Raw genomic sequence first — 19,097 nt, 5'->3', positions numbered from 1 at the left:
CGGTGGGTCAGTGGACGTCGGGGATCCGGGTCGTCGCGGGGGTGTTGAGACGCAGGAGTGCGGTCTGCCCGTCCTCGATCCGGATCTCCGTGAGGGCGCCGTTGAGCAGCTGGGGGAAGACCCGGCGGTAGTCGGCGAGCGGAATGCCGAGGAGATGGCAGAGCGTGACCCGGACGAGGGTGGAGTGGGCGACGAGGAGGACCCTGCCGTTCGGCTGTTCGCGGGCGATGTCGGCCAGGCAGTCGGCGGCGCGTGCGGCGGCCTTGCGCGGGTCCTCGCCGCCGGGGAGGTGGTGGGCGACCGGGTCGTCGAGGAAGGCCGCGAGTTGCTCGGGGAAACGCTGTCGCATCTCGTCCCTGGTCAGGCCGTCGCCCTGGCCGAAGTCGAGTTCGCACAGCCGCTCGTCGACGCGCGCGGTGAGGCCGCAGGCGTCGGCGGCGGGGGCGGCCGTGAGCCGGGCGCGGGAGAGCGGGGAGCTCCAGACGGCCGTGAGCCGCGCGGTGACGGCCCACTCGGCGAGCGCGGCTGCCTGCTCGCGGCCGTGCGGGGTGAGGGGCACGTCGGTGCGTCCCGCGTAGCGGTTCTCCGCGTGCCAGGCGGATTCGCCGTGGCGTACGAGGATGAGGTCGGTCACTGTGCTGCCCTCCTGCGGGCGTGGTCGGCCACGGTCTGGTCGAGCCAGCCACGGCGGGTGAGTTCGTCGACGAAGCGGAGGTAGACGGGAAGGTAGCGGGCGGTGCGGGCCGGTGTCGGGTGGATCTCCTCGCCGATCCGGACCATGGCAGCGGCCGCCTCCTGGAGGCTCGCGCCACAGGACGTGGCGGCGAGCACCGCCATGCCGATGGCGCCCTCGGCCTGTTCCGGCAGGCGTACGGGACGTCCGATGGCCTCGGCGCGAAGGCGGCACCAGTAGCGGTTGCGGGCGCCGCCGCCGGTGAGGGTGAGTGGTCCGTCGACGGGGGCGCCGAGGTGGTCGAGGTAGTCGAGGCAGAGCCTCTCCAGGCAGGCGACGCCGAGCAGTTGGGCGTGGAACTCGGTGGCGCGGTCGGGGACGGGCCCGAGGGTGAAGGGCTGGGCCTGAGGGGCGCGGAAGGGGAAGCGTTCGCCGCCGGTGGAGACCAGGGGGTAGGTGACCGCGTCCGGGTCGAGCGCGGCGGCCCGCTCGGTGAGCGCGTCCAGGTCATCTCCGTGGAAGTGCCGGGAGATGACACCGGCGCCGCTGCTGGACGCGCCGCCCGGCAGCCAGTTGTCGCCCGGTCCGCGGTGGCAGTACACGACGCCCGCCGGGTCGCGGACCAGGTGCGTGCTGGTGCCCTTGAGGACGAGGGTGGTGCCGAGCACCGAGTTCCACGCGCCGGGTTCCAGGGCTCCGGCGCCGATCTGGGCGGCGCAGCCGTCGGTCATTCCGGCGACCAGGGCGGTGCCTTCGGGGATGCCGGTGGCTTCCGCGGCCTTTGCGCACACGGTGCCGAGTACCGTGCCGGGGCGCACGACGTCCGGCAACAGGCTCTCGGGGACGCCTAGTTCGGCCATGGCCTTGTGCGGCCAGCTTTCCTCGACCAGGTGGTAGCCGGTCTTGAGCGCATGGCTAGCGTCGGCGGCGACCTGGTGTCCGGCCAGACGCCAGGTGATCAGGTCGACCTGGTGAAGGAGCCGGGCCCCCGCTGCTGTCGCCGCCGCGTCGTGGTCAAGGAGCCAGCGCAGTTTCGGCAGCGCCCAGGACGGCTGCATGCTGCGGTAGCCGAGCTCCCGCCAGACCTCGCAGCCCGCTTCGTTGACGGTCGCCGCCTGGTCGGCGGCGCGCCCGTCGTCGTACATCAGGGCGGGGGTGAGCGGGCGGCCCGTGGCGTCGGCCAGCAGGATCGTGCCGGAGGTGCCGTCGATGGCGAGCCCGCGGACGCGCCGCGCGTCGAGTCCGCTCAGGGCCTCGCGGCAGGCGGCGGCCAGCGCGGTCCACCACTGCTCGGGGTCCTGCTCGTGGCGTACGCCGTCGCGGTGGCTCGTCAGCGGCCGGGAAGCGGCGGCGAGCAGTTGGCCGGTGCCGTCGACGGCGACGCAGCGGGCGCTCTGGGTGCCGAGGTCGAGGCCCAGCCAGATGCCGTCGAAGGAAGCCGGGGCGTGGTCGGGGGAACGGGTGTCAGACATCGATGCCTCCGGGGGCGGTGCGGTGGTCGTCGTCTCCGTGCGGGGGTGCGCCCGACCCCGCCGCACCACTCCCCTGCCATATCGCGCCGCCCCGCCAGCCGGCCTCGCGGGAGATGGTCCGCAGGCCGGTGAAGTCCTCGTACAGGGCGGCGTAGAACTGCGCGCGCTCCGGGTCGGGTTCCCAACTGCTCTGCATCCGGACGTATTTGGCGGCAGCGGTGTGCATGCTGCTCTCGGCTCCGGAGCGGACGAGGCCGGTGAGGAAGGCGCCCTTGGCGCCCAGTTCGGTGTCGCCGGAGCGGGCGGTCGGCACTCCTGTGGCATCGGCGATCAGCGCGCACCACGCGTCACTGTTGGCGCCGCCGCCGCACAGCCGCAGCTCGCTCACGTCCGTGCGGGCAGCGGCCAGCGAGTCGCGCAGGACCAGCGAGAGCCCGTCGAAGACGGCGCGGGCCAGGTCGGCGCGCGAGTGCTCGAGGGACAGACCCCAGAAGGACCCTCGGGCGCGCGGGTCGAGGAACGGCGCGCGTTCCCCGGCCGGGGAGAGATAGGGCAGGAACATCAGCCCGCGGGCGCCCGGCTCCGACTCGAAGGCCAGTTGCGCAAGCTCCGGCGGCCCGGACGTGCCCAGCATCCGCGCGGCCCAGCCGAGGACTTCGGCGCCGTTGAGGGTTGGGAAGGCACGGAGCACGCGTTCGCGGCCGCGGTAGGCGATGTTGATGCCGGACGGTTCGCCGCTGGTGTCGACGTCCGTGCGGACGATCTCCGTGCACAGGGTGGTGCCGAGGATGCTGCATGCCTGGCCGGGGTTGACCACGCCGACGCCGCGGGCGGTCGCGGCGATGTCGTACGGGGACATGACGACCGGAAGCCCGGCGGGAAGGCCCAGTTGGCCCGCGGCGTCGCCGGTGATCTCGGCGATCCGCTCCGACTCACCGAGGACGGTCGGCAGGAGCCGGCGGTAGGCGCTCAGGCCGAACAGGTCGAGGATCCGCGGGTCGTAGTCCCCGGTGGTGTGGTCGAGGAACGGGGCGGAGGCGTCGGACTCGTCGCAGGCGCGGACACCGGTGAGGCGCAGGAAGAGCCAGCCTGCGGCGGTGAGCGAGGTGGCGGAGCGCGCGAGGCGGTCCGGGTCGTGGGCGGCGAGCCAGCTGAAGAGGGCGTTGGGCATGCCGGCGCAGGTCAGCGAGCCGTTGCGGCGGAAGGCCGCTTCGAGGACTCCCTCGCGCTGCCAGGCGGTGAGCAGGTCACCGGCCCTGCCGTCGGACCACAGGATCGCGGGCCCCGTGGGGCGGCCGTCCTCGTCGACGAGCCAGGCGCCGTCGCCCTGGGCCGTGAAGGACACCAGCCAGACGGGGTCGGCGAGGCCGGAAAGGACGCTGCGGACGGTGTGCACGACGGCGTTCCATACGGCGTCCATGTCCTGTTCCGCCCAGCCGGGGTGGGGCCGCAGGACTTCGGTGGCGAGCCGCGCGACCGCGATCTCCTTGCCCTGGTCGTCGAAGACGACCGACTTGATCATCGTGGTGCCGACGTCAATGGTCAGTACGGACATCAGGTGGGTCCTTTCACGCCGGGGCCGAGGCGGTGGCGGGCGCGGCGTCCGGCGAGGCACTGGCCTTCTCCGCCTCCGCCGCACCCGCGTCGTCCGGCAGCTTCAGGAAGAGCGCGAGCACGGTGCTCACCGCATGCATCCCCGCGAAAATCCAGACCACCCCTGTGACACCGAGCGGCCCGACGAAGACGGCGACGACCGCGGGGCCGACGAAAGTGCTGGCTCCCGCGCCCAGGTTGAGCGCGGCGAGCGCCTGCCCCTTGTGCCGCGGCTCCAGCGAGGGCACAAGGGCCGAAAGCGGTACATATCCGGCCAGAGTAGCGCCGTAGAAGGCGGCGGCCAGCAGGGCGAGCGGGAAGTTGTCGCCCGCCGCGTTCGGGACGTAGAAGAGCAGCAGCGTGCTGACGGTGCATCCGGCGCCGCCGAACCAGGCGATGGTCCTGCGCCAGCCGAACCGGTCGCCCACCACGCCGAACAGCAGGTTGGCGAAGATGTTGGTCGCGAACATCGCGCTGAGCAGATGCAGCCACTCGGTGAGGCTGAAGCCGACCGTCTTCGTGAAGTGGATCGGCATGATCACGAAGAAGCCGAACTGCGAGGCCGTGTTGATGACACGGGCGAGCGAGCCCGCGCCGACCCGGGGATTGCGCCACAGGACGGTGACGCTGCCGACGAGCGTGGCGAGCGGCCCTTCGCCCTCGCCGCGCGGCCGCTTCCCGCCCAGGTCGTCACGGACGAGGAGCAGGGCGATCAGACCGCCCGCGGCCACCAGGGCCAGCGCGGACCACAGGGTGGCGTACGCGCCGATCTGCGGGATGAGTCCGCTGGCGACCAGCGAGCCGAGGGTGGGCAGACCGCCGGTGAAGGCGAACCAGAACCAGCCCATGGCCGTGCCGAGCCGGGCACGGGGAGCCACCGAGGCGATCCAGACCAGGAAGCCGTAGGCGAAGAGCGGGTAGCCGAGGCCGCGCAGGCCGTACCCGAGCACCATCAGCGGATAGCTGGTCATGGGGATGGCCAGGACGAGGAAGAGCAGTTGGAAGACGCCCCAGATGCCAAGCCCTGTCCACATGACGCGGCGCGGGCCCCACAGGTCGGACAGCACTCCGGAGAGCCAGGCCGCGATGGCCGCGGCGCCTCCGTAGACGGTGAACAGGAGCGCGACCCGGGGCTGCGAGATGCCCTCGTCGATCAGGTAGGGCGAGAGATAGCCGGACTCGACACCGTCTCCGATCATGAAGAGGAGCAGCCCGAGGTAGCCCCAGGCGAGGGTCGGCGGAATGCCCAGGCGTGTGATCAGCGAACGCGGAGGAGGGGGCAGAGAAGTCATCATCGACTCTCCCCTTTCTGCGGCAGGGGCAGGAGGGACGGACGAGCTGATGGAACAGCTGGCCGGAAAGGCGAGTCAATGGCGGCTGAAATCTTCCCATCAGGGCGGCTACCTGCCGTGTTGCGTCGCACCGGAGCCGCTCGCGGACGCCGCACTCGCCCGGCGGCGCGCGTTAGGTCCGTGCGAACATAACGCGGCGAGTTCACACGCGTGCCGCGCACGGCACAGGCAGAGCCCTGGCACCGCACAGGGCGCGGACACCGGAGGGAGCGCTGCGATGGACCGGGTCGAGGCGCAGGAGGAACGGCGACGGCAGATGCGTGAGGCCGTCATCGGCCGCGGCTTCGTACGGACCGCGGACCTCGCCGAGGAGTTCCGTGTCAGCCTGATGACCGCGCACCGCGATCTGGACGCCCTCCAGGCACAGGGCTGGCTGCGCAAGGTGCGGGGCGGTGCGACCGGGCTGCCGTCGGCGCAGTTCCACGGCAGTGTCGCGGAGCGGATGGCCACCATGGCGCCGACCAAGCAGCTCCTGGCGCGGGCCGCGGCGACCCTCCTCGTGCCGGGCCAGACGGTACTGCTCGACGACAGCACGACCTGCCTGCTGGTGGCGCACCAGGCCACCGAGCACACCCCGCTGACGGTGATCACCAACTCGCTGCCGGCCATCACCACGCTCGCGAAGGAACCCGGCATCTCGCTGATCACGCTGGGCGGCGCGTACTTCCCGGCGTACGACGCGTTCATGGGTCTGCACACCGCGGACGCGGTCCGGGCCTTTCGCGCCGACGTCCTCTTCATGTCCACGACGGCCGTCACCAACGGCCGCTGCTATCACACATCGCCGGAAACGGTGCAGGTCAAGCGGGCGATGATGGAGTGCGCGGCGCGCCGGGTGCTGGTCGCGGACCACACCAAGTTCTGCAAGGACGGTCTTTACGCGCTTGCGCCGCTGACCGACTTCGATCTGCTGATCGTGGACGACGGCCTCGCGGCGGAGCAGGTGCGGGCGGTGCGGGCGGCCGGGACCGAGGTGATGGTGGTCAACTCCGGCCCACGCCAGGCAGATCCGAGGTCAGATAGGAGATGACCATGTCCCCCAGCATCGTCCGGTAGTGCTCACGGCGGGGCGCCTCGGTGAGGTCGCGGCCGAAGAGCGCGCGGAACGTGTGCCGGTTGGAGACCCGGAAGAAGCAGAACGAACTGATCATCGCGTGCAGGTCGACGGCGTCCACCTCGGCCGTGAACACGCCCTGCTCGCGCCCGGTCTCGAGGATCGAGGCGATGACGTCGATCGCGGGGGAGCTGAGCGAGGCCAGACTCGGCGAGGCGCCGATGTGCTGCGCCTCGTGGATGTTCTCGATACTGACGAGGCGGATGAAGTCCGGATGCGCCTCGTGGTGGTCGAAGGTGAGCTCGGCGAGGCGGCGGATGGCGGACACCGGGTCGAGATGCCCGACGTCGAGCTGCTGCTCCTCGTGCCGGATGACCTTGTACGCGCGCTCCAGGACCGCGGTGAACAGCTGGTCCTTGCTGCCGAAGTAGTAGTAGATCATCCGCTTCGTGGTCCGCATGCGGGCGGCGATCTCGTCCACCCTGGCCCCCGCATACCCCATGCGGGCGAACTCCTCGGTGGCCACGTCGAGGATCTCCCCCTGCGTACGGGCCGCGTCCCGGGTGCGCTTGGCGGGCGGTGACGACGGGGGGACTGCGGCGGCCATGCGGCTCCTCAGGGCGGACTCATCGGCGCCGGTCAGTCTAACCTCGGGCCGCCCCGGGGCTTTTGTGGCCGGTCGCCGATGTCCCCGGAGATCCAGGAGGTCACACCCCCTGCTGGTGAAGATGCTGGGCGGCGAGCCGTACGGCCGCGTTCTGGGCCCCGTATCCCCGGTAGCCGCCCGTGCGCTGCACCAACTCGAAGAAGACCCGCCCGACCGTGGCGGTGTAGCAGTGCAGGAACTCCCCGTTCTCGTCCCGGTCGTAGAGGATGCCGAGCTCCGCCAGCGTGGCCAGGCGCTCCGGCTCGAGATCGTGGCGTGCTTCGAGGTCGTCGTAGTAGTTGGCGGAGATCGGCAGCAGGCTCGCGCCGCTCGCCAGGATGCGCCGGGCGGCGCCGACGATGTCGTCCGTCGCGAGCGCGATGTGCTGCAGGCGCGGGCCATCGGCGTCGGGCGCCGGCGCGATGTTGAGGACGATGCGCACTCCGCCGTCGGGGGAGGCGACCGCCCGGCTGCGCACCAGGCCGTAGGGGTCGGCCAGGTCGAGGCTGCCGTCCGCCTCCAGGCCGAGGACGCCGCGGTGGAACAGCGACGCCTCGTCGAACTGGTGCCAGGGCTGGGTGAGGGCGATGTGGTCGATACGGCGGATGGCGGCCGCGGACGGCTCTCCCCGCTCCCCCTGCTCTACCCGCTCTTTTGGAAGAGCCCGCGAGGGCAGTTCGGTGAAGTCCCCGGTCCAACTGATGTGGTCGGCCTGCTCCGTGCGGCAGAAGAAGATCTCCGTGCCGTCGGGTGCGGCCACCGCGTCAAGGGGTGCGTCGAGCTGGGCACGACGGCGCGGCACCACGGGGGCGAGCACGGCCTCGGCGCGCCGCGCGGCCCGGTCGGGCTCGGGGGTCTCCACGCCGATGGCGGTCAGCGCCGGATCCTGACGGCGGCCGCTGACACCGGTGTTGAGCAGGATCCGGGCATCTCCCTGTTCCCACAGTTCGACCGGCTTCCAGGTGTGCCGTGCGGTGTGGGCGAAGCCGAGGGCGTCGAGTACGCCGCGCAGCGGTTCGGTGTCGGCCGCGGTCAACTCGGCGAAGGCGAAGCCGGAGGGCGCCGACGCGGCGGGGAGAACGGACAGACCGGCCGACTCCTCCAGGAGGAGCAGCGAGCGGAGCGCGTCGACGGCGGTGGAGGCCGCCCCTGCCTGCCGGAAGACGTCGTTGAACACTTCGAGCGACAGGGGCCCTTGGTACCCGGCTGCCACCGTCGCGGCCACCAGCGGGGCGAGGTCGAAGCCGCCCTGGCCGGGGAAGCAGCGGTAGTGGCGGCTCCACTGGAGGACGTCCATCGCCATCAGCGGTGCGTCCGCCAGCTGAAGGAAGAAGATCTTCTCGCCGGGGATGTCGGCGATGCCCTTGGGGTCGGAGCCGCGGGAGAGGATGTGGAAGCTGTCGAGGCAGGTGCCGAGGGCGGGATGGTCCGCCTGCTCGACGATCCGCCAGGCGTGGTCGTACGTGCTGACGTGCCGCCCCCAGGCGAGTGCCTCGTAGGCGATACGGATGCCGTGGTCGGCCGCCCGGTCGGCGAGCAGCCGCAGTTGCTCGGCCGCGAGCGCGTCGTCGTCGACCGACTCCGGGGCGACGCTGGAGCAGACGAGGAGCAGATCCGCACCGAGGCGCTCCATCACGGCGAACTTGCGTTCCGCGCGCCGTAGATTGCGGGCGAGAGTGTCGGCGGGGACGGCCTCGAAATCGCGGAACGGCTGGTAGAGGTCGATGCTCAGGCCGAGGTCCGCGCAGCGCAGCCGGACTTCCTCGGGGCTGAGCGGGCTGCCGAGGAGATCGTTCTCGAAGATCTCCACACCGTCGAATCCGGCGGTGGCGACGGCGGTGAGCTTCTCGGACAGCGGACCGCTGAGCGAGACAGTGGCGATCGAGGTGCGCATGGTGTCCTCCTGTCGGGTCAGGGCCGGTCAGGCCGGGAAGGCGGCCAGATCGCCGAGGTCGGCGAGCATCGGTCCGGTGTGCGGTTCGAGTCCGGTGAAGAGCCGGAAGGCGTCGGCCGCCTGGAAGACGGCCATGCCGCCGCCGTCGAGGGTGCGGCAGCCGATGGCGCGGGCCTCGCGCAACAGCTCGGTCTCCAGCGGCCGGTAGACGACCTCGGCCACCCACAGGCCGGGCCTGAGCAGTGAGACCGCGAGGGGCAGGCCCGGGTGGGCGACCATGCCGGTCGGTGTGGCGTGGACGAGGCCGTCTGCGGCGGCGAGGCGCTCGGCCAGCTCCCCGGCCGGTGCGGGCCGCGCACGGCCAGGCCCGAAGCGCGCGGTCAGCGCGGTGGCCAGGGTGGCGGCACGGGCCGGATCGGTGTCGACCAGGGTGACCCGGTCGACGCCGAGGTTCAGCAGGGCGTGTGCCACGGCGGCGCCCGCCCCGCCCGCGCCGAGCTGGACGACGTCGCCGGTCGGTGCGTCGGCCAGGCCGCGGGCGAAGGACTGGGCGAAACCGGTGGCATCGGTGTTGTGCCCGACGGCGCGTCCGTCCCTGAAGACGACGGTGTTCACGGCGCCGAGCTCGGCGGCCTCGGGGGCGAGCTCGTCCAGGTGCTCGATGACCAGCTGCTTGCAGGGGTGGGTGATGTTCAGGCCGTCGAAGCCGAGGCGGTGGGCGGCGCGCACCAACTCACCTACGCCCTCGGGCGCTACGCCCAGGACGTCGATGTCGAGGGTGCGGTAGATGAGGCGCACACCGTGCCGGTCCGCCTCGCGTTCGTGCAGGGCGGGGCTCAGGGAGGGGCCGATACCGGAGCCGATCAGGCCGGTGAGGTACGAGGTCATCGAGTCTTCCTGTTGGTCGGCCGGGCACGGTTGATCGTGGCTCGGCGGAGCGCCCCCGGCGCGGCAGCGCTCCCCCGGCGTGTCCGGCTCACAGAGCGGCGGCCTCGCGGGCCTTCGCCGGTGTCTTCGCGTCCCCGGGGCGCAGGCCCAGATCGGCCGTGGGCACGCGGTGCGTCTCGCGCCCGGTGGCCACTGCGATCGCGCAGATCGCGCAGAAGGCGGCGGTGAAGATCGCGACGCCGACCCACTGGTCACCGTCGGGGCCGTCGATCTGCGCCGCGAAGGTCACCGCGAAGCCCGCGATGGCGAACCCGATCTGGGTACCGATGGCCATGCCGGAGAGCCGGACCCTGGCGGGGAACATCTCTCCGTAGAACGAGGGCCAGATGCCGTTGGCCGCGCTGTAGACGACGCCGAACAGCAGCACTCCGGTCACGAAGACCAGCGGGTAGCTGGCGGTCGAGATCGCCCACAGATAGACGAAGATCATCACTCCGCTGCCGATCGCCCCGACGAGGAAGACGGGCCTGCGGCCGATCCGGTCGGAGAGCCTGGCCCAGAGCGGGATCGCGAGGAGAGCCACCGCGTTGGCGCTTCCCGCGACCCAGAGCATGCCCGTCTTGTCGAGGCCGACCGCGTCACTCGTGGCGTACGAGAGGGCCCAGACGGAGAAGATCGTGCTGACCGTCGCGATGAGCGCCGCCGCGACCACCCGCAGCACGTCGGCCCAGTGGTTCCTGAGCAGGTCCGCGAGGGGCATCTTGGCCACCGCCCGGTCGGCGGAGACCTGCTGGAAGACGGGGGTCTCCTCCAGGGTGCGGCGGATGACGTACCCGGCGACCGCGACGAGGGCGCTCAGCAGGAACGGGATGCGCCAGCCCCAGGTGTAGAGCTGCTCGTCCGGCAGCGCGGCGACCGGCAGGAACACCAGGGTCGCGAGGAGCTGACCGGCCTGGGTCCCGTTGAGGGTGAAGCTCGTGTAGTAGCCGCGCCGGCCCTCCGGCGCGTGCTCCAGAGTCATCGCGTTCGCGCTGGCCTGCTCACCGGCCGCGGAAAGACCCTGGAACACCCGCATCAGCACGAGCAGCACCGGAGCGACGGTGCCGACCTGCGCGTACGTGGGAAGACAGCCGATGAGGAAGGTGGAGAGCCCCATGAGGATCAGCGTCCACACCATGATCTTCCGACGCCCGAGCCGGTCGCCGAAGTGGCCGAGGACGAGGGCCCCGAGGGGGCGGGCGGCGTAGGCGACGCCGAAGGTCGCCAGGGAGATCAGGGTGGCGGTGGCCGGGTCGTCCGGGTCGAAGAAGACCTTGGGGAAGACCAGGGCCGCGGCGCTGCCGTAGATGAAGAAGTCGTAGTACTCCAGCGCGCTGCCGATCCAGGCGGCGAAGGCGGCCTTGCGTGGCCTGCCCTGAGGCGGCACGGCCGACGGCTTGGAGGCATGCGGGTGAGCGGACACGTGAACTCCTCGGGGACGGAACGGGTGGCGAGCGGTGCACACCCGTGGCACGTGCAGTTAACGCACTAGATAGTTAATTAACTTGGCAGTGATGTTCGCCCGCCCCTCGGGCCGTGTCAATAGCTCTGGCCGTAACACCGAAGGGGTGGCTCCGAAGACCTTGAGCGGGGCCTTCGGGGCCACCCCCGGGAGCAGGCGGCGTCAGCGGCGCACCCGCGGCATTCCGAGCCCGATCCAGGAGATGATCTCGCGCTGGATCTCGTTGTTGCCGCCGCCGAAGGTGAAGATGACGGCGCTGCGGTAGCCGCGCTCCAGCTCGCCGTGGAGGACCGCGCCCGCGGAGCCCTCCTTGAGGGAGCCCGCCGAGCCGACCACCTCCATGAGCCAGGCGTACGCGTCCCTGCGCGCCTCGGAACCGTAGACCTTCACGGCGGAGGCGTCCTGGGGAGTGAGGGTGCCCTCCTGGACGGCGTTCACCATCTGCCAGTTGAGGAGCTTCATCGCATCCAGCTTGGTGTGCGTCCTGGCCAGGCGCTGACGGACCCAGCTGAGGTCGATGACCCGGCGGCCGTCGGCGAGCTTGGTGTCGGCGGCCCAGCGCTGCACGTTGTGGAAGGCACGGATGGCCATGGTGCCGTGCGCGGCGAGCGTGACGCGCTCGTGGTTGAGCTGGTTGGTGATGAGCCGCCAGCCCTTGTTCTCCTCGCCCACACGGCGCGCGACGGGGACGCGGATGTTCTCGTAGTAGCTCGCCGTCGTGTCGTGCGAGGCAAGGGTGTTGATGATGGTGCAGGAGTAGCCGGGGTCGCTCGTCGGTACGAGGAGCATGGTGATGCCCTTGTGCGGCGGGGCGTCCGGGTCGGTGCGGACGGCGAGCCAGACCCAGTCGGCGGTGTCGCCGTTGGTGGTCCAGATCTTCTGGCCGTTGACCGTGTAGTGGCCGGTGGCCTCGTCGCCTTCCCTGACCGCCTTCGTCTTGAGCGCCGCGAGGTCGGTGCCCGCGTCCGGCTCGCTGTAGCCGATCGCGAAGTCGAGTTCACCGGAGAGGATCTTCGGCAGGAAGTACGCCTTCTGCTCGTCGGTGCCGAACTGCATCAGGGTCGGCCCGACGGTGTTCAGGGCCATGAGGGGCAGCGGGGCGCCGGCCTGTGCGGCCTCGTCGAAGAAGATGAACTGCTCCATGGGCGAGAGTCCACGCCCGCCGTACTCCTTGGGCCAGCCGACGCCGAGCCAGCCGTCGGCCCCGAGCCGGCGGATGGTCTCCCGGTAGAACTGCTTCTGCGCCGCGGGGTCGGCGTACCGGGCGTACGCGTTGTCGGGCACCAGCTCGGCGAAGTACGTGCGCAGCTCGGTGCGCAACTGCCGCTGCTCAGGCGTGTATTCGAGGTGCACGGCCCCTCCTGCTTTCGCTGGCTCTCCGGGCTTGGGCTTGACGGCGCACACAGTAGAACGCGTTTCAGTAATAGGGAATGGCACTGACGCGTGACGGTGGCGCGAGTGCCCGCGCATGTCCGCGCATGCCCGCGTGCGTCGTCCGGATGAGATCGCAGTTTAGACATTGTCTCGGTTTGGTATCGGTCGCGATATCGATGAGCGCTGGGCCGAGCGGCGTCCGTATTCACGCTTCGAACGCACCAAAGCGACCCGAAGTGATCTGAACGCCGATATAGGGAGATCTCTGATGCTCAGCAAGAACAGCCGCAAGAGCACCGCCTTCTTCGCCTCCTTCGCCACGGCGGGAGTCCTGCTGCTCTCCGCCTGCGGCGGCGGGGACACCAAGCCCTCCGCTTCGGCGCCCGCCGCCGGCGGCTCGATGGACCTGGCCCTGAAGTCGGGCACCGCGCAGCAGAACAACGCGCCCAAGAAGACCGGGGACTGGGCCAACCCGCCCGGCAAGGCGGCGTCACAGCCCGTGCAGCGCAAGTGGGTCCAGCTGTCGGCGTCCAGGGCGGGCGACCTGGACCCGGTCGTCGTCAACGGCTCCGGCTTCACCCTCTACCGCTTCGACAAGGACACCGCGTCGCCCTCCAAGTCCACCTGCAACGGCGCCTGCGCCACCACCTGGCCGCCGGTCCTCGTGGACCCGGGGAGCAAGATCTTCGTCGACGGCGTGAACGCGTCGGACGTGGGCGTGGTCAGGCGGGACGACGGGACCCGCCAGGTCACCGTCGACGGCTGGCCGGTCTACCGCTTCAGCAAGGACCTCAAGCCCGGCGACACCAACGGCCAGGGCGTGGGAGGCACTTGGTTCGGCGTCCAGCCCGACGGCCAGAAGTCCGGCGCACCGGTCGAAGCCGAGCCGACCGAGGCCCCGGACCAGGCCCAGGCCGCGCCCGCGAGCAGCGCCATCCTCTTCGACGACGCCAACTTCTCGGACAACGGCCCCGCGCAGGGCGTCGCGGGCCAGGGCTGCCAGAACGTCGCCCGCCCGAAGGTGACGTCGTCCATCTCCGTGAGCGGCTCGATGAAGCTCTGGACGGCACCGAACTGCAAGGGCACGTCCAAGGTCGTCAACGGCGACGTGGCGGACCTCTCCACCATCGGCTTCGACAACAAGATCAGCTCGGTGACGTTCGGCTGAGGCGCATCACCACCACTGACATGGGTCCGCCCCGGCAGCGATGTCGCTGCCGGGGCGGACCCATGTCAACCGAAGCTCACTCAGCCAAGCAGGCCGAGCGCCTTGTTCAGCGTGGCCGAAGGGCGCATCACGGATGCGGCCTTGGCCGAGTCGGGCTGGTAGTAGCCACCGATGTCGGCGGGCGAGCCCTGGACCGCGTTCAGCTCGTCGACGATCGTCTGCTCCTGCTCGACCAGCGTCTTGGCCAGCGGGGCGAACGCCTCGGCAAGCTTGGCGTCCGCGGTCTGCTTGGCCAGCTCCTGGGCCCAGTACGTGGCCAGGTAGAAGTGGCTGCCGCGGTTGTCGATGCCGCCGACGCGACGGGTCGGCGACTTGTCCTTCTCCAGGAACGTCGCCGTCGCGCGGTCGAGGGTGTCGGCCAGGACCTGGGCGCTGGCGTTGTCCGTGGTCTGCGCGAGGTGCTCGAAGCTGGAGGCGAGGGCGAGGAACTCGCCCAGGCTGTCCCAGCGCAGGTAGTTCTCGCGGACCAGCTGCTGGACGTGCTTGGGGGCGGAGCCGCCCGCGCCCGTCTCGAAGAGGCCGCCGCCGTTCATGAGCGGAACGATGGAGAGCATCTTGGCGCTGGTGCCGAGCTCCAGGATCGGGAAGAGGTCCGTGAGGTAGTCACGCAGCACGTTGCCGGTGACCGAGATGGTGTCCTCGCCGCGGCGGATGCGCTCCAGGGAGAACGCGGTCGCGTCCACCGGCGACATGATCTCGATCTGGAGGCCCTCGGTGTCGTGCTCGGGCAGGTACGCCTTGACCTTCTCGATGAGCTGCGCGTCGTGCGCGCGGGTCTCGTCGAGCCAGAACACCGCCGGCGAGCCGGTCGCACGGGCGCGGTTGACGGCCAGCTTGACCCAGTCGCGGATCGGGGCGTCCTTGGCCTGGCACATCCGGAAGATGTCGCCGGTGGAGACGGCCTGCTCCAGGACGACGTCGCCGGCCTCGTTCAGGACGCGCACCGTGCCGGGCGCGGCGAGCTCGAAGGTCTTGTCGTGGCTGCCGTACTCCTCGGCCTTCTGCGCCATGAGGCCGACGTTGGGCACCGAGCCCATCGTCGCCGGGTCGAAGGCGCCGTTGGCGCGGCAGTCGTCGATGACGACCTGGTACACGCCGGAGTAGCTGGAGTCGGGAAGCACCGCGAGGGTGTCGTGCTCGCCGCCGTCCGGGCCCCACATGTGGCCGGAGGTGCGGATCATCGCGGGCATGGAGGCGTCGACGATGACGTCGGAGGGCACGTGCAGGTTGGTGATGCCCTTGTCGGAGTCCACCATCGCGAGCTCGGGGCCCTCGGCCAGCTCCGCCTCGAAGGACGCCTTGATCTGCTCGCCCTCGGGCAGCGCGCCGAGGCCGTTGAGGATGCCGCCGAGACCGTCGTTCGGGGTCAGGCCCGCGCCGGCGAGCACATCGCCGTACGCGGCGAACGTCTTCGGGAAGAAGGCGCGCACGACGTGACCGAAGATGATCGGGTCGGAGACCTTCATCATCGTGGCCTTCAGGTGCACGGAGAACAGCACGCCGTCGGCCTTGGCCTTGGCGATCTGCGCGGTGAGGAACTCACGCAGCGGGCCGACCCGCAGCACGGCCGCGTCGACGACCTCGCCCGCGAGTACCGGTACGGACTCGCGCAGGACCGTGGTGCTGCCGTCCTCGCCCGTGAACTCGATGCGCAGCGTGCCGGCCTCGGCGATGGTCGCGGACTTCTCGGTGGAGCGGAAGTCGTCGACGCCCATGGTCGCGACGTTCGTCTTCGAGTCGGCCGTCCAGGCACCCATGCGGTGCGGGTGCGCCTTGGCGTAGTTCTTGACCGAGGCGGGCGCGCGGCGGTCGGAGTTGCCCTCGCGCAGGACCGGGTTGACGGCGCTGCCCTTGACCTTGTCGTAACGGGCGCGGATGTCCTTCTCCGCGTCGGTCTTCGGGTCGTCCGGGTAGTTCGGCAGTGCGTAGCCCTGCGACTGAAGCTCGGCGACGGCCGCCTTCAGCTGCGGGATCGACGCCGAGATGTTCGGCAGCTTGATGATGTTCGCGCCGGGCGTCTTGGCCAGCTCGCCCAGCTCGGCGAGGGCGTCGTCGATGCGCTGGCTCTCCTCGAGGAACTCGGGGAAGAGAGCGATGATGCGCCCCGCCAGGGAGATGTCACGGCTCTCCACGGCGACCCCGGCCGTCGAGGCGTAGGCCCTGACCACCGGCAAGAACGAATACGTCGCGAGGGCCGGGGCCTCGTCGGTCTGGGTGTAGATGATGGTCGAGTCAGTCACCGGGTGCTCCGCTCCACGTCTGCAACATTGCTCGACATCAAGATATCTCGTGATCGCCCCCTCCCACGAAGCGGGCCCGGTTCCGAACGTCACAGTCCGTAGCACCCGTCACCGTAGGCATCCGCTTCGGCACCGGCGGTTGCTGTCCGGTTCCCACAGGCCCGGCCCCGCGTTCCTGGCGACGGGCCCGATCCCGGCGGTGGGACCGCCGCGGCAAGGATGAGCGGGTGATCGCTTCCCTGGACCCCGCAGCCCCCGCAGACCCCGCAGCCCCCGCAGCCCCCGCCTTGGACCCCGCGGACCCCGCCTTCGCTCGCGACCCGTATCCGTACTACGCACGCCTGCGCGAGCAGGGGCCCGCCGCGCGGGTTCCCCTCGCCAACGGAACGTACGCCTGGCTCGTGACCGGGTACGAGCGGACGCGGGCCGTCCTCGCCGACCCCCGCTTCTCGAACGTGCCCCCGCAGGGCGCCGGGCGGCCGAAGGGTGACTCCCCCGCGCAGCGCGCCCGCGCCTGTCTGGCGCGGCACATGCTCAACTCCGACGCCCCCGACCACACCCGGCTGCGGCGGCTGACCACCGCAGCGTTCGCCCCGCGCCGCGTCGACGCGCTGCGGCCGCGGATCGAGGAGCTGACCGCCGGGCTCCTGCGGGAGATGGCGGTGCGGCTGCGCCGGGACGGGAGCGTGGACCTCGTGGACGCCTTCGCCTTCCCGCTGCCCGTCCTGGTGGTCGGTGAGGTGCTCGGGGTGCCGGAGGCCGACCGGGCGGATCTGCGGGAGTGGACCTACCGGGTCGGCTCGCCCGCCGACGCGCTGGAGCCGGGCTCGGTGGACGAGGCGTGGACAGGCCTGTACGCCTACTTCACCGAGCTGATCGCCCGCAAGCGACGCGCCCCCGGATCCGACCTGTTCAGCGCGCTCACGCAGGACGCGACGGAGGGCGGGCTCGACGACGGCGAGCTGCTCGCCATGGCGTTCCTCCTCCTGTTCGCCGGCTACGAGACCACGATGAACCTCCTCGCGTCGGCCTCGCTGCTCCTGCTCACGCACCCCGACGAGCTGACGGCCGCGCGGCGTGATCCCGCGCGCTGGCCGGCCGTCATCGAGGAGACGCTGCGCCACGCCAGCCCGCTGGAGGGCACGACGTGGCGGCACACGACCGAGGACGTGGACCTCGGCGAGGGCGTGGTCATCCCCGCGGGCGCGTCCGTCCTCGCGGTGCTCGCCGCCGCCAACCGCGACCCCCGGCACTTCCCGGAGCCGGACGCCTTCCGTCCGGGCCGCCATATGGCAGGGGCCGGCGGTACGCGCCCGGCGCCGCACGCCGCCTTCGGCCACGGACCGCACTTCTGCGTCGGCTCACGGCTCGCCCGTCTGGAGGCCACGATCACCCTCCCCCGGCTGCTCGCGGCCTTCCCCGGCCTTCGCCTGACGGCCGACCCGGCTCAACTCCCCTACCGGCCCGGCCTCTTGGTACGCGGTCCGCGCCACGTCCCCGTCACCACCGCTCCGCTGCCCGCCCCGGCCGTCAGCGCATGAGCAGCAGCGCGTCGCCCACCGCGCGCTCGGTGCCGTCCGACGGCGAGTTGATCACCTTGCCGTTCACGGCCATGGTGACCGAGCCGCCGCCGTCCAGGGCCATGGCACGCACCGCGCCGAGCGACTTCATCAGCTCCGCCCCTTCGTTGAGCCCGAGCCCGTCGCTGTAGCCGGGCTGCCGCCCGTCCGCACCGACCAGGAGCATGCGGCCCTGCCGGTCGACGCCCAGGAGCATGCGGGGGTTGCGCTTGATGCCCCAGGTGTACGCGAAGGAGGGGTCGCCGGGGTGCTCGATGCCGTCGGCGGCGTAGTTCACCGCGACCTTGCCGTCCCGCACCAGTTCGGGGCCGCCGTTGACGATGTCGTCCTGCGGGCCGAGCTTCAGCTCACGTCCCCGCTCGTCCAGGATCCGCTGGCGCACCGTCACGGCGCTGCCCTGCTTCGCGTGCTCACGCAACCAGGTGGCGCCGGCGCCGATGCCCGCGAGGACGCTGCCGCCCTCGGGCACGGCGCCGCCGCGCGCACGCACCTCCTGCACGCGTCCGCGCGCGTCGAGCACCGCCTCCACCCCGTCACCCGCCGGGGTGTCCGCTCCGAGCTCGTCGGTGAACCTCACGATCTCGTCGGGGTCGGTGCAGGTCACGTCGTGCTGCGGCCGCTGGGTGGGGGCATCGCCGCCGACACCGCCGCAGTTGCGCACCAGGCCCGGCACGCGGTTGACGCCGTCCACGACCGCGGACGCCGCGCCCGCGCGGACCCTCAGCTCCGTGCCGAGCTTCTTGAACTCCGGGCGCAGGCCGTCGCCGCGCAGCACCGCCGCGATCCGGCCGTCGGTCGCCGCGCTCTGCAACTCCCCGTCGTACGCGGCGATTCCGGCCGCCGCTCCGGGCACGCCGTCCTTGCCCTCCATGACGAAGAAGCCCGCGTTGACACCGAGCAGGGCGTCGCCGCCCGAGGCCATGGCGCTCACCGTCTCGCGACCGGCCACACCCTTGCCGTACGTGCCCTTCAGCGCACCGCGGTAGCGCTTCGGGTCGACGATCGCCGCCTTGACCCGGGCGACTCCGGTGCCGGGCACGCCATCGGCGCCGGTCCACTCGCTCACCGCGTCGAACCCGGCGGCGGCCAGGGCCTTGCGCTCGGCGTCGGCATCGGCCCGCGCGTCGTACTCCCCCACCCGGACCCGCACCCCGATCACACCGTGCCGGTCGGAACCCCGCGGCCACGCGACCGCCTCGGCACGCGCGCCGAACCCGGCGCCGCGCACCCGTTCCGCCAGCGCCTGCGCGTCCCGTTCGGCGGCGAGGTGGGCGCCGTTCGCGCGCACCGTGACCGTCCAGTGGTCGGCCCCCGGGCGGCCCGAGACGCTCCCCTGGTACAGGTCGACGCCGGAGGCGAGGCGTTCGTGCTGCCAGTCGGCGATCGGCCCGGGGACAGCGGCAGTCGACGCGGCAGCGGCAGCGGTGTCCCCGTACCGGTCGACGACGACACCGGGGGCGAGAAGTCCCACCGCGGCGGCGGCGACCACCGACACCTTCGCGGCGGCTCTGAACGGACGGCGTGCGAGGGCCACGGGAACTCCTAGGTCGCGTGAGGTACACCGCAGCGAACGCGAGCGCGCGGACGGCGATCGATCCCAGG

The 19,097-nt window shown here is 71.5% G+C and carries 14 protein-coding genes; 3 read left to right on the top strand and 11 right to left on the bottom strand.

The window, feature by feature from the left end; translation table 11 throughout:
• Window positions 1–7: 7 nt before the first annotated feature.
• From M4V62_RS37950 to M4V62_RS37935, 4 genes are read right to left on the bottom strand one after another with little or no spacing between them, the layout of a single operon-like run.
• Window positions 8–634 carry a histidine phosphatase family protein gene (locus M4V62_RS37950; protein WP_249591723.1) on the bottom strand — a complete coding sequence of 209 codons (627 nt, stop codon included), beginning with the start codon at window positions 632–634 and terminating at the stop codon, window positions 8–10.
• Complete coding sequence (locus M4V62_RS37945) at window positions 631–2,145, bottom strand: FGGY-family carbohydrate kinase (protein WP_249591722.1); 1,515 nt, start codon at window positions 2,143–2,145, stop codon at window positions 631–633. Before M4V62_RS37945 ends, M4V62_RS37950 begins: the two co-directional genes overlap by 4 nt.
• The gene (locus tag M4V62_RS37940; protein WP_249591721.1) at window positions 2,138–3,700 is read right to left on the bottom strand and encodes an FGGY-family carbohydrate kinase; all 1,563 of its coding nucleotides are present in this window, start codon (window positions 3,698–3,700) and stop codon (window positions 2,138–2,140) included. Before M4V62_RS37940 ends, M4V62_RS37945 begins: the two co-directional genes overlap by 8 nt.
• Before the next feature lie 13 nt (window positions 3,701–3,713).
• Window positions 3,714–5,030 (bottom strand): MFS transporter, encoded by a 1,317-nt coding sequence (locus tag M4V62_RS37935; RefSeq protein WP_249591720.1) that lies wholly within the window; start codon window positions 5,028–5,030, stop codon window positions 3,714–3,716.
• A 277-nt stretch (window positions 5,031–5,307) separates the two neighbouring features.
• Here M4V62_RS37935 and M4V62_RS37930 point away from each other — a divergent pair, with 277 nt between their 5' ends.
• Window positions 5,308–6,120: a DeoR/GlpR family DNA-binding transcription regulator gene (locus M4V62_RS37930; protein ID WP_249591719.1), complete on the top strand. Its 813-nt coding sequence runs from the start codon at window positions 5,308–5,310 to the stop codon at window positions 6,118–6,120.
• Here the strand turns inward: M4V62_RS37930 and M4V62_RS37925 are convergent.
• The 5 genes from M4V62_RS37925 to M4V62_RS37905 all read right to left on the bottom strand — a co-directional run bounded on the left by M4V62_RS37925 (window position 6,074) and on the right by M4V62_RS37905 (window position 12,426).
• Window positions 6,074–6,751, bottom strand: coding sequence for a TetR/AcrR family transcriptional regulator (locus M4V62_RS37925; RefSeq protein ID WP_249591718.1), 678 nt, complete (start codon window positions 6,749–6,751; stop codon window positions 6,074–6,076). The two genes, M4V62_RS37930 and M4V62_RS37925, sit on opposite strands and share 47 nt — an antisense overlap.
• 100 nt (window positions 6,752–6,851) lie before the next feature.
• On the bottom strand, window positions 6,852–8,684 hold the full coding sequence (locus M4V62_RS37920) for a bifunctional sugar phosphate isomerase/epimerase/4-hydroxyphenylpyruvate dioxygenase family protein (RefSeq protein ID WP_249591717.1): 1,833 nt from the start codon (window positions 8,682–8,684) through the stop codon (window positions 6,852–6,854).
• Window positions 8,685–8,711: 27 nt separating this feature from the next.
• Window positions 8,712–9,572 carry a shikimate dehydrogenase gene (locus M4V62_RS37915; RefSeq protein ID WP_249591716.1) on the bottom strand — a complete coding sequence of 287 codons (861 nt, stop codon included), beginning with the start codon at window positions 9,570–9,572 and terminating at the stop codon, window positions 8,712–8,714.
• Between the two features lie 88 nt (window positions 9,573–9,660).
• Window positions 9,661–11,034, bottom strand: coding sequence for an MFS transporter (locus M4V62_RS37910; protein WP_249591715.1), 1,374 nt, complete (start codon window positions 11,032–11,034; stop codon window positions 9,661–9,663).
• Between the two features lie 201 nt (window positions 11,035–11,235).
• On the bottom strand, window positions 11,236–12,426 hold the full coding sequence (locus M4V62_RS37905; RefSeq protein ID WP_249591714.1) for an acyl-CoA dehydrogenase family protein: 1,191 nt from the start codon (window positions 12,424–12,426) through the stop codon (window positions 11,236–11,238).
• A 289-nt stretch (window positions 12,427–12,715) separates the two neighbouring features.
• Between M4V62_RS37905 and M4V62_RS37900 the strand changes: the two genes are divergently transcribed.
• Window positions 12,716–13,615, top strand: coding sequence for a hypothetical protein (locus M4V62_RS37900; RefSeq protein WP_249591713.1), 900 nt, complete (start codon window positions 12,716–12,718; stop codon window positions 13,613–13,615).
• 80 nt (window positions 13,616–13,695) lie between these two features.
• Here M4V62_RS37900 and M4V62_RS37895 read toward each other — a convergent pair whose 3' ends face one another.
• Window positions 13,696–15,915 carry an NADP-dependent isocitrate dehydrogenase gene (locus tag M4V62_RS37895; protein WP_249591712.1) on the bottom strand — a complete coding sequence of 740 codons (2,220 nt, stop codon included), beginning with the start codon at window positions 15,913–15,915 and terminating at the stop codon, window positions 13,696–13,698.
• 227 nt (window positions 15,916–16,142) lie between these two features.
• On the opposite strand from M4V62_RS37895, the gene M4V62_RS37890 reads away from it, so the two are divergent.
• Window positions 16,143–17,456 (top strand): cytochrome P450, encoded by a 1,314-nt coding sequence (locus M4V62_RS37890; protein ID WP_249591711.1) that lies wholly within the window; start codon window positions 16,143–16,145, stop codon window positions 17,454–17,456.
• Here the strand turns inward: M4V62_RS37890 and M4V62_RS37885 are convergent.
• Window positions 17,446–19,029, bottom strand: coding sequence for a phosphodiester glycosidase family protein (locus M4V62_RS37885; protein WP_249591710.1), 1,584 nt, complete (start codon window positions 19,027–19,029; stop codon window positions 17,446–17,448). The genes M4V62_RS37890 and M4V62_RS37885 overlap by 11 nt on opposite strands.
• Between the last annotated feature and the right edge of the window lie 68 nt (window positions 19,030–19,097).

This window comes from Streptomyces durmitorensis, from assembly GCF_023498005.1.
Lineage (GTDB): Bacteria > Actinomycetota > Actinomycetes > Streptomycetales > Streptomycetaceae > Streptomyces > Streptomyces durmitorensis.
The sequence above is the reverse complement of the archived record's forward strand: the minus strand, read 5'-3'. Positions and strand labels throughout refer to the sequence as shown.